Annotated in this window: 13 protein-coding genes; 8 read left to right on the top strand and 5 right to left on the bottom strand. The window is 44.1% G+C overall.

Going from position 1 to position 14,820, the window contains the following annotated elements:
- Nucleotides 1-67: 67 nt before the first annotated feature.
- Nucleotides 68-928: a hypothetical protein gene (locus L4D12_RS05000; protein WP_428446719.1), complete on the top strand. Its 861-nt coding sequence runs from the start codon at nucleotides 68-70 to the stop codon at nucleotides 926-928.
- 83 nt (nucleotides 929-1,011) lie between these two features.
- Here the strand turns inward: L4D12_RS05000 and L4D12_RS04995 are convergent, their stop codons facing one another.
- Nucleotides 1,012-2,718, bottom strand: a complete 1,707-nt coding sequence (locus tag L4D12_RS04995; RefSeq protein ID WP_428446718.1) for an FAD-dependent oxidoreductase — start codon at nucleotides 2,716-2,718, stop codon at nucleotides 1,012-1,014.
- A 177-nt stretch (nucleotides 2,719-2,895) separates the two neighbouring features.
- Here L4D12_RS04995 and L4D12_RS04990 point away from each other — a divergent pair, with 177 nt between their 5' ends.
- From L4D12_RS04990 to L4D12_RS04975, 4 genes are all read left to right on the top strand, one after another.
- Nucleotides 2,896-3,315, top strand: a complete 420-nt coding sequence (locus tag L4D12_RS04990) for a YeeE/YedE family protein (protein WP_428446717.1) — start codon at nucleotides 2,896-2,898, stop codon at nucleotides 3,313-3,315.
- A gap of 13 nt (nucleotides 3,316-3,328) precedes the next feature.
- Nucleotides 3,329-3,784 carry a DUF6691 family protein gene (locus L4D12_RS04985; protein WP_428446716.1) on the top strand — a complete coding sequence of 152 codons (456 nt, stop codon included), beginning with the start codon at nucleotides 3,329-3,331 and terminating at the stop codon, nucleotides 3,782-3,784.
- A 474-nt stretch (nucleotides 3,785-4,258) separates the two neighbouring features.
- Nucleotides 4,259-5,434, top strand: a complete 1,176-nt coding sequence (locus L4D12_RS04980) for an amino acid permease (RefSeq protein WP_428446715.1) — start codon at nucleotides 4,259-4,261, stop codon at nucleotides 5,432-5,434.
- A gap of 439 nt (nucleotides 5,435-5,873) precedes the next feature.
- Nucleotides 5,874-6,662, top strand: coding sequence for an ATP adenylyltransferase family protein (locus L4D12_RS04975; RefSeq protein WP_428446714.1), 789 nt, complete (start codon nucleotides 5,874-5,876; stop codon nucleotides 6,660-6,662).
- A 57-nt stretch (nucleotides 6,663-6,719) separates the two neighbouring features.
- Here L4D12_RS04975 and fusA read toward each other — a convergent pair whose 3' ends face one another.
- The 4 genes from fusA to L4D12_RS04955 form a co-directional block, all read right to left on the bottom strand.
- A complete protein-coding gene (fusA, locus tag L4D12_RS04970; RefSeq protein WP_428446713.1) occupies nucleotides 6,720-8,807 on the bottom strand; it encodes an elongation factor G in 2,088 nt (695 codons plus the stop codon).
- Between the two features lie 443 nt (nucleotides 8,808-9,250).
- On the bottom strand, nucleotides 9,251-9,568 hold the full coding sequence (locus tag L4D12_RS04965) for a c-type cytochrome (RefSeq protein WP_428446712.1): 318 nt from the start codon (nucleotides 9,566-9,568) through the stop codon (nucleotides 9,251-9,253).
- Nucleotides 9,569-9,704: 136 nt separating this feature from the next.
- On the bottom strand, nucleotides 9,705-10,160 hold the full coding sequence (locus L4D12_RS04960) for an RNA methyltransferase (RefSeq protein WP_428446711.1): 456 nt from the start codon (nucleotides 10,158-10,160) through the stop codon (nucleotides 9,705-9,707).
- Nucleotides 10,161-10,311: 151 nt separating this feature from the next.
- The gene (locus L4D12_RS04955) at nucleotides 10,312-10,644 is read right to left on the bottom strand and encodes a PBPRA1643 family SWIM/SEC-C metal-binding motif protein (protein ID WP_428446710.1); all 333 of its coding nucleotides are present in this window, start codon (nucleotides 10,642-10,644) and stop codon (nucleotides 10,312-10,314) included.
- Nucleotides 10,645-10,921: 277 nt separating this feature from the next.
- Here L4D12_RS04955 and L4D12_RS04950 point away from each other — a divergent pair, with 277 nt between their 5' ends.
- The 3 genes from L4D12_RS04950 to L4D12_RS04940 are packed head-to-tail and all read left to right on the top strand — an operon-like array spanning nucleotide 10,922 to nucleotide 14,817.
- Nucleotides 10,922-12,706 carry an extracellular solute-binding protein gene (locus L4D12_RS04950; protein WP_428446754.1) on the top strand — a complete coding sequence of 595 codons (1,785 nt, stop codon included), beginning with the start codon at nucleotides 10,922-10,924 and terminating at the stop codon, nucleotides 12,704-12,706.
- A gap of 3 nt (nucleotides 12,707-12,709) precedes the next feature.
- A complete protein-coding gene (locus L4D12_RS04945; RefSeq protein ID WP_428446709.1) occupies nucleotides 12,710-13,795 on the top strand; it encodes a microcin C ABC transporter permease YejB in 1,086 nt (361 codons plus the stop codon).
- Nucleotides 13,795-14,817 (top strand): ABC transporter permease, encoded by a 1,023-nt coding sequence (locus L4D12_RS04940; RefSeq protein ID WP_428446708.1) that lies wholly within the window; start codon nucleotides 13,795-13,797, stop codon nucleotides 14,815-14,817. Before L4D12_RS04945 ends, L4D12_RS04940 begins: the two co-directional genes overlap by 1 nt.
- Nucleotides 14,818-14,820: the final 3 nt, after the last annotated feature.

The following is a 14,820-nucleotide window of genomic DNA, read 5'->3' as shown; positions in this document are numbered from 1 at the left end:
AATAAAGAGTGTTAAACAGTTGGCGATGATAAAGTTCAAGTGATGCCACAGACGTTCGTGGAGTAACATGATGAGAATAAACAAGATAACGCTCTCGATAATGGCAGTATGTATTATTCTGTCAGGACAGAGCCTAGCTTCAGGAAAGTATGAATATGATGATGACTCATCATCGGGTTCATATCATGATAGTCAGTCACATAGCAAACAGTATCCATCAAGTAACCACTATCCATCGAAAAATTATAACCGGAGTTCTAACGGTTATACTGATGATCACTTTTATAGCGATAAGGGTCGCGATGGTCACAACGATGGGGATAAAGAACGCCTTGCACTAAATTTGGTGGGTACTGGCTACATGTATGAAGATGAAGTCCCTGATATTGATGGTGATAATTATCCTGATCCTGCGATATGTTTTGACGTTGAGTTAAAAAATATTGCAGATGGTCAGCTCATTGGAACGGCAACAGACTGCTTGTCAGAAATAACAGCGCAAGATGGTGGATTAAAGCTTATTGGTACCACTTTCTTTAACTTACCGAATGGGCTGATTGTAACCAGAGGTTTGACAACGGTACACCCTGTTTTACAGGAAACGACAACACCTGATGGAAACAGTATCAGTCATATTACTGGGGCATCCAGTGATGAAAGCGGTGTATTGAAGGCATACGGTGAATTTAGAGGCTATCAAGGAACTGCACGGTTGTCTGGGATGGTTGATTTATCCGGTTTTGCAGGCAATGTGGGTGATCCTATGTTTTTTGACTGTCTATTTGTGATTGATCTAGAGAAAATGCAATACAAATGGCCTTATCAATACAATTGGTATCGTCATCATCATTATCAAGATGATCGATATGATGGTCATCGCAGTTCTTCTGGGTCTCGCGCTGGTACATCTGATTCATCAAGATATTAGCGTCATGAAGATAGCGCTAACGGTAAGCCGGAAGGTATATCTTCCGGCTTTTTTATATGGAATGTTACATATCCAGATGGAGGTTAGTGGTTCTGTGCAGCCTTCCAAGTGCGGTAACCACCAATCAGGTTGCGAGCCTTATAGCCATTATTTACCAGCTGACGGTAAGCGACATTACCTCTGAGTCCGACCTGACAGTAAACGATTATTTCTTTGTCTTTTGGCAGTTCGCTCATACGTTGACGTAGCTGATCAACAGGTATATTGATTGCCCCGTCAAGATAACCGACTGCTTCCAGCTCTCCTGGGTTACGCACATCGAGCAATAGTTGCTCTTCAGTCAGTGCATCAATTTCATCAAAGTGAATAGGAACCAAATCGCCTTTGATGATATTGCTAGCAACAAATGCAGCTTGGTTGATGACGTCTTTCGCACTGCCATAAGGTGGCGCATACGTGAGTTCAAGATGCTGTAATTGCTCTACAGTCATACCAGCGCGCTGTGCCACGGCCATGATATCGATACGTTTATCAACACCGTCTTTACCTGCCGCTTGTGCACCCAGGATCTTGCCTGTTTCAGGGTCAAACAGCATTTTGAACGAAACAATTTCGGCACCAGGGTAGTAGCTCGCGTGGCTTGCGGTATGAACATACACTTTTTCGTAGTGGATACTATCACGCTTAAGCGACTTTTCATTTTTACCCGTTGATGCGATCGCTAAATCGAAGATCTTACAAATCGCTGTACCTTGTGTACCTTGGTAGATTTCGTTGCGACCGAGCATGTTGTCAGCAGCCATACGGCCTTGACGGTTAGCAGGGCCGGCAAGCGGCACTAACGTTGGCTGACCCGTTACGAAATCAGTTTCTTCAATGGCATCACCAACGGCATAAATTGATGGGTCACTGGTTTGCATTGACGGCGTTGTCCAGATACCACCTAACTCACCAATTTTTAAGCCTGCTTCAGCGGCCAGTGTTGTTTCTGGACGTACACCGATCGCCATGATAAGAATATCGGTGGTAAGTGTTTCACCATTACTTAATGATAAAATTAATTTGCCGTTAATGTGTGGATGCTCTGGATTGTCACTTACATCTTCCTTGGCGGCAGAGTCGCTAGGCTTATACTCAATAGACTCAAGCGCTACACCTAAGTGCAGGTCGATGCCTTTACTACGAATTTCTTGATGTGCAATGCCTGCCATCTCCTGATCAACAGGCGTCATTACCTGATCGGCCATTTCAATCAGCGATGTTTTGATGCCTAATTGGTGGAAGGCTTCCATCATTTCCAGACCGATAAAACCACCACCAACAACTGTTGCATGTTCAGGCTTGTTCATCTCGATAGTCTTGATGATCTTATCCATGTCTGGAATATTACGCAGAGAATGGGTAAGCGGATTATCAATGCCTGGAATTGATGGAACGATAGGTGCCGCGCCTGGACTTAGTAGCAAGAAGTCGTAACCTTCGATGTATTCACTGTTGTCTAGCGTGTTGCGAACGGTAACCGTTTTTTCAGAACGATTGATGCTAATGATTTCGTTCATCACGCGAACATCAACGTTAAAGCGAGCTAAGAAGCTTTCTGGCGTTTGAAGGAGAAGCTTACTGCGATCTTTAATGTCACCGCCAATGCGATACGCTAAACCACAATTAGCGAATGATACGAACTCGCCACGTTCAAACATAATGATTTCAGCGTCTTCGCTGAGACGGCGAGCACGTGCAGCTGCAGATGCACCACCAGCAACACCACCCACAATTAGAATCTTGGTCATCGAACTCTCCATCGTCCTGTATGAAAGGGACAAAAATAATGTATTGAATAATATGACTAATCAAACTCTACTACAAATGCTAATTTTAGTAATGGCTAATTTATAGATAGCTAAATTAGCATTGACTAACTCTTGTGGTTAAGCAACCATAATTAAAAAGATTATCGGAGGGTAAATATGATCATTGAATTCATATGGCCAGCATTGGCCGGTGGGATGTTATTAGGCTTAGCTGCGGGATTATTGTTGTTGATGAATGGCCGGATTGCAGGGATCAGCGGTATTGTTTCAGGGGTGCTTAAGCCCGTGAAAGGCGAGCTATCTTGGCGAGTTCTGTTTCTGGCTGGAATGGTAATCAGTGGTGCGCTTGCGCCATTGCTTGGCTTTAATTTGCCCGAATCATTACCTGTCTCTTCACTGTTTTGGGCTGCTGTTGCTGGATTGTTGGTAGGGATTGGAACGAAACTAGGGAATGGTTGCACCAGTGGCCACGGGATCTGTGGGTTAGGGCGGTTATCCCGTCGTTCGATTGTTGCGACTGGTATTTTTATGGCCGTCGCGATAGTTACCGTCTTTATCCGCCTTCACATACTATAACTGGAGAAGATACATGAAACTGTTCTCGCAAGTAATAGCCCTGATCGCAGGCTTACTTTTTGGGCTTGGCATGATGGTGTCTGGCATGGTAGATCCGAATAAAGTGATAGGCTTTCTCGATATTGCCGGGCATTGGGATCCGAGTTTGGCATTTGTCATGGGAGGAGCATTGCTGGTCTTTATTCCTATGTACCTTCTGGTGATAAAAAAACGGGTAACTCCCGTTTGCAGCAAGGAGTTTAAATTAAGTACGAATCAAGATATTGATCGACGGCTGGTTGTTGGCGCAACTTTGTTTGGTCTTGGTTGGGGGATTGCCGGTATCTGTCCAGGGCCAGCCGTAATCTCGTTATCGGGTCTTAATCCGGCAATATGGGTGTTTTTTGTTTTTATGTTGCTAGGAATGTGGTTAGTGGTGAAACGTACCGACGGAATGCGGGACGGAGTTGCTGCTGAGTCAAATAAATAGCATAGCTGCACTCCTCAGCATGATTTATATCGAAATATACGGAATATCTGAAACTTAACCCTGTTATTATTGGAATTTAAGATCCCATAAATGATTATTGCGGCGGTTTGATTAGCCATATAAGTTGCTAATTGACCAAACAAAAGAAGGCAATCTGTAATACTTGCCTTGTAAACCGCAACATATCGTTATTTGGAGTACGATAAATGAAGATTCAACCAGATGGGCGAAACAGCCATCCCATGCGGGAAGGCTCTATGCTTTCAACAAAAATAGCACACCTCTCAAATCAGCCTGCCTCGAACTTTCAGTTTAACGGTTATTTAGCCGAGTTCCGATTTAGTCATTAGATCTATGTTTTTCTCACCTGTCATCTAAGACAGGGAAATATAACCACGATCAATCCTAATCTAATTTTTCTGCTGTATCGCTTTCTGTAGCGCGATACGCTGATACGACTTTTGAGACAAAATTGTGAATTTAAAACTACTAGGAAGTTCTCTTATTATTGCAGGTACGGCGCTAGGTGCCGGTATGTTGGCTATCCCGATGGTATTGGCTCAGTTTGGCCTATTCTGGGGTACGGCTCTGATGTCAGTTATCTGGCTTGGAACAACGTATGCCGCTTTACTCTTGCTTGAGGCGAGCATCAAGGCTGGCGGCGGTCTAGGAATGAATACCATCGCACGTAAGACATTAGGCAAAGGTGGCCAGTTAGTAACTAACGGTCTTCTCTATGCGTTACTTGTTTGTCTATTAATGGCTTATATTATTGGCGCCGGTGATTTGTTGAAGAAACTGCTGTCAGGAATAGGGCTAGATATCTCAATGATGCAAACCCAGATCATCTTCACCTTGCTCGCGGGGGCTGTTGTTGCAGCAGGTACGGCCGTTATTGATAAGCTGAACCGTGTGTTATTTGCTGTCATGATTGTAATGCTGGTGTTGACGCTGATGTCATTGGTTCCAACTATTTCACTGGACAACTTATTGGTTGCGACCAGTGATAGCAAGATCGCTTTGATCAAAACAAGTTCGGTACTATTTACGAGCTTTGGCTTCATGGTCGTTATCCCATCACTGGTTACGTACAATAAAGAAGCGACCCATAAGCAATTACGCAATATGGTGGTATGTGGTTCATTGATCCCACTGGTCAGTTACTTACTGTGGTTGTACGCTGCAATGGGTAACTTGAATGCAGATCAAATGGTGAAATTTACCAATGTCTCTGAGTTGATTGCAGCCTTAGGCGCTAATCACAGTATGATCAATGTTGTATTGTCTATATTCACTGGCCTTGCTTTGCTCACTTCTTTCCTTGGTGTCGCAATGGCATTGTTTGATCAAAATGCCGATGCATTTCGTCAGAATCGTGTGGTGACTTATGTATTGACGTTTGTATTACCATTAGTCGGTGCTTTGGCTGCTGCGGATAAGTTCTTAGCTGTATTGGGATACGCTGGTATCATTTTGGTCTTTCTTGCGGTATTTATACCGATGGCAATGACGGTCAAGTTGCGCCGTGAAGATGATACACAGTTCGAGGCTGATTCATCGGGCACGGTTTATAAAGTGTCAGGCGGTCAGACTGCGATGGGATTGAGTTTCTTGTTTGGCTGTTTCTTACTGACCGCAGAGCTGATTTAATACGATACGTAATTAAGCAGAGACAACGTGAAAAGGCGTTTACCTAAGGTAAACGCCTTTTTTATATCTATACCTAAGCACCATGAGGCAACCTGGGTATCAAACACGAGAATGACAATTTGTGACCAAACAAAATAGTCATTTGGAAGTTTTAGTGACCAAACAAAAACTTCACACTGCTTTTTGGAGTACTGAATACGTAGGATAAAGCAGTGTTTTCTAATGGCATTCATAATACAAACTTTCATCGTAGTGAGCTATACCCTAACGAAACGCTGTAAAGTGGCAAATCCACAATATGTGTAAACTAAAGATTACAGCTAGTATTCTTCATTGCGGGTATAGGTATCGATGTTGCTAATATTACGGATTAAATAAAAAGAGAGAGGAGCCCTTAGCGGTATAGTTTAATCTTGAAAGGTGGCGTGATCTGAAAGGCATGAAGTCGGGGGTCGGTATGTATTGGAGTGAAGCTCAAAAGGTGAGTGAGAGGGCATTATCATCAGGGGAATTGATGCCAATAGCGACGAAAGCGCTACAAATTACAGAAGGGGGTGTAACGTATTTTGTTCATATCGCAACGGCTAATGCCGGAAAGAAACTTGCAGCGACAACAGTACAGGCGAACCCCTTTAAGCCTTATGAAGCAATGCTGTACGTTGGTGATGCTGGTGCACAGCATGTCTGTCTGTTAAACAAGTTTCCAGTATTGTCACCTCATCTACTTATTTGCTCAAAAGACTTTATTTCTCAATCGACACTCCTTGCTAACAGTGACTTTGAAGCATGGCTGTTAGGATTTGATCGAGATGATGTACTGGGTTTTTACAATAGCGGTCCTATTGCTGGTGCCAGCCAAGCCCATCGTCATATGCAGTTGGTGAGAACATCGATACCGCTCAATGATGTCATTTGTCACAGACAATTACCGTTTGAGTCTTTTCTTTATGAGTTTGAGAGCTTACAGGCTGATCGTCTATATCAGGGTTATATGGATGCCTTGCAGCAGCTTGAGTTAATAAAAAATGATGGTATTCACTGTTATCCGCATAATATTTTGCTGACGGCAAAGTGGATGTTGATCGTGCCAAGAAGTACAAATAATGTGGAAGGTATCTTTGCGAATGGTTTGAATTACAGCGGACGTTTCTTAGTGAAGCGCAAAGAGCAGCTAGCGTGGCTGCAACAGTTTGGCTTGATGAAATACTTAACGGTTTGTAGCAGGTAAAAGAAAACCCGGCTGCCGAAGCAACCGGGTTTTTAAACACTTAGGGTAATTTAAAAATTACTTCTTAGCGTTCTTTTCTTTCTGCTCAGCGATTACTTTTTCAGCAACGTTGTTCGGACACGGTGCGTAGTGTGCGAATTCCATTGAGAACTGACCACGGCCAGAAGTCATAGTACGTAGAGTACCGATGTAACCAAACATTTCTGAAAGAGGTACATCACCCTTGATACGTACGCCAGTAACGCCAGCTTGCTGATCTTTGATCATGCCGCGACGACGGTTAAGGTCACCAATTACGTCACCAACGTGGTCTTCTGGAGTGAACACGTCAACGTGCATGATTGGCTCAAGAAGCTGAGGACCTGCTTTAGGCATTGACTGACGGAATGCGCCTTTCGCTGCGATTTCAAATGCGATTGCAGATGAGTCAACTGCGTGGAAGCCACCGTCGAATAGTTCAACTTCAACATCAAGAACAGGGAAACCAGCTAGAGGACCAGTTTGCATCATAGATGCGAAACCTTTGTCGATTGCAGGCCAGAATTCCTTAGGAACGTTACCACCAACAACTACTGATGAGAACTTGAAGCCAGAACCTTGTTCGCCAGGCTTGATACGGTAGTCGATCTTACCAAACTGACCTGAACCACCAGACTGCTTCTTGTGCGTGTAGCTATCTTCAACAGGTTGAGTGATAGTTTCACGGTAAGCAACCTGAGGCTGACCAACAACTAGATCTACGCCGTAAGTACGCTTAAGGATATCTACCTTGATGTCTAGGTGAAGTTCACCCATACCTTTCAGGATAGTTTCGCCAGTTTCTTCGTCAGTCTCAACCTGGAATGATGGATCTTCTGCAACCATCTTACCGATAGCGATACCCATTTTCTCAGAACCGCCTTTGTCCTTAGGAGCAACAGCGATAGAGATTACTGGAACTGGGAAGATCATTGGCTCAAGAGTACACTCGTGCTTAACATCACATAGAGTGTGACCAGTTTGAACGTTCTTCATACCAACGATAGCGATGATGTCACCAGCTTGTGCTGAAGTCAGTTCGTTACGCTCGTCAGCCTGCATCTCAACCATACGGCCGATACGCTCAGTTTTACCAGTAGCAGCGTTAAGGATGGTGTCACCCTTGTTTAGCTTACCAGAGTAGATACGAACGAAAGTCAGGGCGCCGAAACGGTCGTCCATGATCTTAAATGCAAGCGCGCGGAATGGTTCGTCTGCAGATACTGTAGCTACTTCACCAGTCTCTTCACCAGTGTCTGGATCAGTTAGAGGTTGTGGCTCAACTTCATCTGGAGCAGGTAGGTAATCTACAACTGCGTCTAGTACGTTCTGAACACCTTTGTTCTTGTATGCAGAACCACAGAAAGTTGGGAAGAAAGCAAGGTCACGAGTACCCTTACGGATACAACGCTTGATGTCTTCGATAGAAGGCTCTTCACCTTCCATGTAAGCTTCCATTAGGTCATCGTCTTGCTCAACAGCAGTTTCGATCATCTCTTCACGGTAAGCTTCAACATCATCAACCATGTCAGCTGGAACGTCTTGGATTTCGTAGTTTTCTGGAAGACCAGTGTCATCCCAAACGTAAGCTTGACGAGTTAGAACGTCTACAACACCCACGAAGTCTTCTTCGCGGCCGATTGGTAGAGTCATAACTAGAGGAGTTGCACCTAGAACGTTCTTAACTTGGTCAACAACGTTGTAGAAATCTGCACCCATACGGTCTAGTTTGTTAACGAAGATCAGACGAGATACTTCTGAATCGTTCGCGTAACGCCAGTTAGTTTCTGACTGAGGCTCAACACCACCAGAACCACAGAATACACCGATGCCGCCATCAAGTACTTTAAGAGAACGGTAAACTTCAACTGTGAAGTCAACGTGTCCAGGAGTATCGATAACGTTTAGACGGTGATCTTTCCAGAAACAGCTAACTGCTGCAGACTGGATTGTAATACCACGCTCAGCTTCCTGCTCCATGAAGTCAGTTGTAGTAGAACCGTCGTGCGTATCACCGATCTTGTGGATTTTACCAGTAAGCTTAAGGATACGTTCTGTAGTTGTGGTTTTACCCGCATCAACGTGCGCGAAAATACCAATGTTTCTGTATTTAGATAAATCTGTCATTGTTTTTCTCTATAAACAATTACTGTCACTATTCGGTGGGGGAGTATATCACTGATTTAGACAAATATTACATAGTTCATTTACGATAAAATGAACATTTGCTTGTTTTTGCTTCGTCTTTTAGGGATTCATGGCTCAAACGCTCAATAAACCCACAAGAGGTACGTGTTATAACATAATCTGTCCCGCAAACGTGTGTAACCAAGCCTCTTGATTACATACATTCCGAAACCGAATCTATGATTCTACTGCCTGTAAATTCCGTTTGTCGTGCAAATCAGAATGGTTTAAATGGCTCAAAGCCATCAAATCGGGTTAATTCTAGTCGTAATCGAAACAGCCTACCAGTGGTGCAGGAAAATATATTGCAGGCTTTGTCGCTATATGAATAAGGTGAGTGATTGCATGACAAACGCATGAATGCGAGAAGGTGATTGTAAGTATTAAGGTAACTGGGAATAAAAGCTGGCTATATCAGCAAGATCTTGATTATTGAACACGGAAAGTTGTTGTTTCATCATGTCTGCATAGTTACCTTGACGTTCACTATTTTGATATGCCTTCATGGCATTAAATAAATAGAGTGGGTTTTGACCATTGACGTGAGGGTAACCATCTTGGCTAGCGACGCCAGCTTGTCCGTGGCAGAACTGACAAGAGAATGCTTTAATTTTGCCGGCGTTGGCATCACCCTTTGGTATGTCGGCAAAAGAAGGGGAACTCAGTAGTAAGCTTAGAAGGAGTAATTGATTTTTTTTCATGGCTAAATAGCTAATCCAGTCGTATTGAGAAAACCAAGTTCCTGAAGGGTATTTCAGATTAATACTTGGCTTCCTCTATATACAATCAATCGGTTAGCTTAACAAGCCTATACCTAAACTGCCTGAGGCTTAATCATTAATGATTTGAGAAGCTTTCGCCTTTAGCCATGCGATCATAGAGTATGACATTGACCGCTGCCGCCAAGTTCATGCAGCCATTAGTTGGTACATAAATGGTTTCCCGGCAAAATTCTGTAATGTCTTTTTTCAAGGTGCCGTCTTCTGGTCCAAAAATATAAAATGCACGTTCTGGGTGCTTATACTCAGGAAGCGGTTTAGCGCCTTCAATGAGGTCAACAGCAACAGGGACACAATCGTGAGGGATGATCGCTTTAAGATCTTCGACACCAATCAATGGGATGCTACCCACAATATTTTTAGTATCTGTACAGAACTTCATAGCAAGGTCATAACGAGTACCCGTGTAGAACACGCTATTTACACCATAGCAGCCAGCGGCACGCATGACAGAGCCAACATTTTCAGGGGTCTTTGGATTGAATAATCCGACACAGGAGTAACCTTTGCTCATAATACTTATATCTTCGAAATTTATAACAAGTCGGGATTATACGGATTTTGAATTAAAAGTGGAGGGAGCTGGGTATAAAAGGCTAACCAGCAAGTGATATCTGCTGGTTAGCTGTTGCTAAAGCATGACGAAATATGCTTTAACAGCGATGCTAGGCACAGCATTTTTTGTATTTTTTACCACTACCGCATGAACATGGGTCATTACGGTTAGGTGTTTTATCAAATACGGTTGTTTTTGGCTTGTTGATTAGGACATCAAGTTCAGCCAGATTTTCGGTTGCTTGGCTATCAACCGTGATGGTTGCAAATAGCTGGTGTTCGGTTAGCAAGACTTCAATTTCTGCTTTTTTCTCTTCGCTGGTGACGATCAATGGCAGCGGGTTGATTTCCGTCCCCAGCTTTTGAGCACGCTTAGTGTTATAGCCAAAGCTTTCATGCTTAGGTTTCTTTTCAATGCGGCCTTTATAAAAAAACTTAGACATAGGTGATCTGGTCTCGCGAAGTAAATGGATAGATGATTCGCTGGTGCGAAAGGCGGCGATATTAGCGGCTAACTGAGCATCTCGCAAGTGGTCACCGCATTTACCTCGCTTTATTGTGTAGTTGCTGATTTATTATTCCTGTCCTATCGTAGTTATATATCCAGTTAAAATTTGTCTTTTCCAATTAGGGAGATACTTCAATATTGACTGAATAATTTGGGGTGACATTGTTTGCATGGAGGCAATATTGATGACGCGTATCTTCTTCGCTTTACTGATGGCACTGCTGACTGTTTCCGTACAGGCACAGCAAATTATCGAAACGAGATCGTTAGTCGGGTTCGGTGAAGCCAAATATTCAGATGACTTTACTCACTTTGATTATGTCAATCCTGATGCACCGAAGGGCGGGACGGTAACTTATGCCCAAGTGGGGACATTTGATAGCTTCAATCGTTATGCTTCCCGAGGTGTGTCTGCTGCGGGAAGCGATACTATCTATGACACCTTATTTGTGTCATCGGATGATGAGATTGACAGCTACTACCCATTGATTGCGGAAAAAGTCAGGTATGCCGCCGACTACACTTGGATGGATGTTGATCTTAACCCAAACGCAAGGTTCCATGATGGCAAGCCTATTACCGCGGCGGATGTGGCGTTTACCTTTGATAAATTCATGAAAGAAGGGGTGGCGCAATATAAGGTGTACTTTAAGGATGTCAAATCCGTTACCGCGACATCATTACTTACCGCTCGAGTTGATATGGTGAAGCCAAACCGTGAAGTTTTGCTGGCTTTAGTTCAAGGTATGAGTGTATTACCAGAACACTTCTGGAAAGATAAAAATCTCAGTGAACCATTAAGTACGCCTCCAGTCGGCAGTAGCGCCTATAAAGTGGTGGATTATAAGTCCGGACAAAGTGTGACCTATGCGCTTGTTGATGACTATTGGGCTAAGGACTTGCCCGTTAATGTAGGCCGGCATAACTTCAAGCTGATTAAATATGACTATTACCGTGATGAGACGGTGACGCTTGAAGCATTCAAGGCAGGTGAATACGATGTCCGTGAAGAAAATGTCGCAAAGTTTTGGGCCACTATGTATCAAGGCGCGAATTTTGATAAAGGGTATATCGTCAAAGAAGAAATCGCGCATCATATCCCACAGACAATGCAAGCATTTGTTTATAACACCCAGAGTACTTACTTTTCCGATCCAAAGGTTCGAGAGGCGCTGTCTCTTACGATGGACTTCGAATGGATGAATAAACGCTTGTTTTATAGCCAGTACAGTCGAAGCCGAAGTTACTTCCAAAATACCGACTATGAAGCAACGGGGCTGCCATCAAAGGAAGAGCTCGCTGTTCTTGAACCGATAAAAAGCAAGGTATCACCCAGGGTATTTACCCAAGAGTATCAACCGTCAGTCACGGATGGCACGGGTCGAATACGTACCCAACTTCGAAAAGCGCTGGCTTTGATGAAAGATGCAGGGTGGGAAGTTAAAAACAAAGTCATGACACACGTCGAAACCGGCAAGCCGTTTGTGTTTGAATTGCTGATGTACAGCCCCACCACAGAACGTATTGCCATTCCGGTACAGAAAAACCTCAAACTGCTTGGGATTGACATGAAGCTCCGAACTGTGGATACCACGCAATATATCAAGCGTCTTCGAGACCGTGATTTTGATATGGTCTCCTCCGGTTACGGTGCTAACCCTTATCCAAGTCCAAATTTACTGATTGTATGGAATAGTCAGTTTATCGACAGCACTTATAACACCGCGGGTGTGAATGAACCTGCGATTGATTACCTCACAGAGCAAATTGCTAAGAATCAGGAAAACCCAGAAAAATTGCTCAGTTTGGGGCGTGCACTTGATCGGGTACTGCAGTGGAATTTTTATGTGATCCCGCAGTGGCATATCAGTAAGTTCCGGGTAGCCAGCTGGGATAAATTTTCTCGTCCGGCACAGCGACCAAAATATTCGTTGGGGAAAGATACCTGGTGGATGGACCCTGTTAAGGCAGCAAAATTGCCTGAGAAGCGGCGTTAACTTATGGCTGCCTATATTCTTCGTCGTTTACTACTGGTTATTCCGACACTGTGGGCCATTATCACAATTAATTTTTTTGTGATTCAAATTGCACCAGGTGGGCCAGTGGAGCAGGCAGTGGCACAGCTCGAAGGGCATGGTTCTGGGATCATGGAGCGTTTTACTGGTGGAGGGCAGGAAGTCAGCAGCCTTGACGTGGCTGAAAGTGGCAGTGGTTACCGTGGTTCCCGCGGACTTGATCCTGAAGTGGTTGAGGCGATAAAAAAACAGTTTGGCTTTGATAAACCCTTGCTTGAGCGTTATCTGGATATGCTAACCGACTACGCCACCTTTAATTTTGGGGAAAGTTTGTTCAAGGGTGGAAATGTCATCGATCTGATCATTGAAAGGTTGCCAGTATCCATATCGTTAGGGTTATGGAGTACGTTGATCATTTATCTGGTCTCAATTCCATTGGGGATCGCCAAGGCAATCAAACACGGCACACGTTTTGATATTTGGAGTAGTGCGGTGGTGATCATCGGCTACGCGATACCGGGCTTCTTGTTTGCAATCCTGCTTATCATCTTCTTTGCCAGTGGCAATTACGTTAGCTGGTTTCCGCTTCGCGGCTTAGTCTCATCGAATTTTGATCAACTGGCCTGGTATCAGCAGATCCTAGATTACTTCTGGCACCTGACACTACCGATTATTGCCATGGTCGTCGGGGGATTTGCCACTTTGACCATGCTGACGAAAAACTCGTTTCTTGATGAAATCAATAAGCAGTATGTTGTTACCGCTCGGGCTAAGGGGCTGGATGATAGGGATATTCTTTATCGTCATGTATTTCGTAATGCCATGTTGATCATTATTGCCGGCTTTCCTGCCGCTTTTATCAGTATTTTCTTTACCGGAGCCATGCTGATCGAAGTGATGTTTTCTTTGGAAGGGATTGGATTGCTGGGGTTTGAGTCCACAATACAGCGTGATTATCCTGTTGTATTTAGTTCGCTGTATATCATGACCTTATTGGGGCTGTTACTGAACATCATTTCTGATATTACCTACACTTGGGTGGATCCACGGATAGACTTTGAGGCGCGCTAGTGAAACTAAACCCGTTAACGAAGGAACGTTGGGCTCGATTTCGCGTACATAAGCGAGGTTACTGGTCGCTGTGGATCTTTTCAATCCTGTTTATGATCAGCTTGTTTGCTGAGTTTATTGCCAACGATAAGCCATTATTGATCCATTATAAATCAGGCTGGTATTTCCCGATTATCGAACAATATTCTGAAACCCAGTTTGGTGGTGAGTTTGATGCAGAGGCCGATTATACCGACCCCTACGTGGTTGAACTTATCAATGAACACGGTTACATGATCTGGCCGATCATCCGCTTTAGCTATGACACCATCAATTATAATTTACCCGGTCCGGCGCCATCGCCCCCAGATCGGGTTAACTGGTTGGGGACCGATGATAAAGGGCGAGATGTGCTGGCTCGGATCATTTATGGTTTTCGTATATCAGTGCTATTCGGTTTTGCCTTGACGATTATATCGACAGTGATTGGTGTCATTGTCGGTGCATGCCAAGGATATTACGGTGGTTGGGTTGATCTCTTTGGGCAGCGATTTATTGAGGTCTGGTCAGGGATGCCAACACTGTTTTTACTGATCATTTTGTCGAGCTTTGTGGAACCTAATTTCTGGTGGTTACTGGGGATCATGGTGCTATTTAGCTGGATGGGCCTTGTCGGTGTTGTACGGGCTGAGTTTTTACGCTGTCGTAACTTTGACTATGTACGGGCGGCACAGGCGTTAGGGGTCGGAGATGGTCGTATTATGCTCCGCCATATGTTGCCTAATGCCATGGTAGCGTCATTGACCATGATGCCTTTTATTCTTAGTGGTTCTGTCACGACACTGACATCACTGGATTTCCTCGGTTTTGGCCTTCCTGCTGGTTCGCCGTCATTAGGTGAATTGCTGGCGCAAGGGAAAACCAACTTACAAGCCCCTTGGCTTGGGTTGTCGGCTTTTGTTGTATTGTCCCTCATGCTGAGCTTGCTGGTGTTTGTTGGTGAGGCCGTGCGTGATGCCTTTGACCCTCACCATCAGAGATAAGCG

Source organism: Photobacterium nomapromontoriensis, assembly GCF_050336815.1.
Classification (GTDB): Bacteria; Pseudomonadota; Gammaproteobacteria; order Enterobacterales; family Vibrionaceae; genus Photobacterium; species Photobacterium nomapromontoriensis.
The sequence above is the reverse complement of the archived record's forward strand: the minus strand, read 5'-3'. Positions and strand labels throughout refer to the sequence as shown.

Bases quoted from the DNA above. Each gene is read 5' to 3' on its own strand.
- L4D12_RS04950 (WP_428446754.1), top strand. From the start codon at position 10,922: ATGGCACTGCTGACTGTTTCCGTACAGGCACAGCAAATTATCGAAACG.
- fusA (WP_428446713.1), bottom strand. From the start codon at position 8,807: ATGACAGATTTATCTAAATACAGAAACATTGGTATTTTCGCGCACGTT.
- L4D12_RS04965 (WP_428446712.1), bottom strand. From the start codon at position 9,568: ATGAAAAAAAATCAATTACTCCTTCTAAGCTTACTACTGAGTTCCCCT.
- L4D12_RS04955 (WP_428446710.1), bottom strand. From the start codon at position 10,644: ATGTCTAAGTTTTTTTATAAAGGCCGCATTGAAAAGAAACCTAAGCAT.
- L4D12_RS04975 (WP_428446714.1), top strand. From the start codon at position 5,874: ATGAAGTCGGGGGTCGGTATGTATTGGAGTGAAGCTCAAAAGGTGAGT.
- L4D12_RS05000 (WP_428446719.1), top strand. From the start codon at position 68: ATGATGAGAATAAACAAGATAACGCTCTCGATAATGGCAGTATGTATT.
- L4D12_RS04985 (WP_428446716.1), top strand. From the start codon at position 3,329: ATGAAACTGTTCTCGCAAGTAATAGCCCTGATCGCAGGCTTACTTTTT.
- L4D12_RS04995 (WP_428446718.1), bottom strand. From the start codon at position 2,718: ATGACCAAGATTCTAATTGTGGGTGGTGTTGCTGGTGGTGCATCTGCA.
- L4D12_RS04945 (WP_428446709.1), top strand. From the start codon at position 12,710: ATGGCTGCCTATATTCTTCGTCGTTTACTACTGGTTATTCCGACACTG.
- L4D12_RS04960 (WP_428446711.1), bottom strand. From the start codon at position 10,160: ATGAGCAAAGGTTACTCCTGTGTCGGATTATTCAATCCAAAGACCCCT.
- L4D12_RS04990 (WP_428446717.1), top strand. From the start codon at position 2,896: ATGATCATTGAATTCATATGGCCAGCATTGGCCGGTGGGATGTTATTA.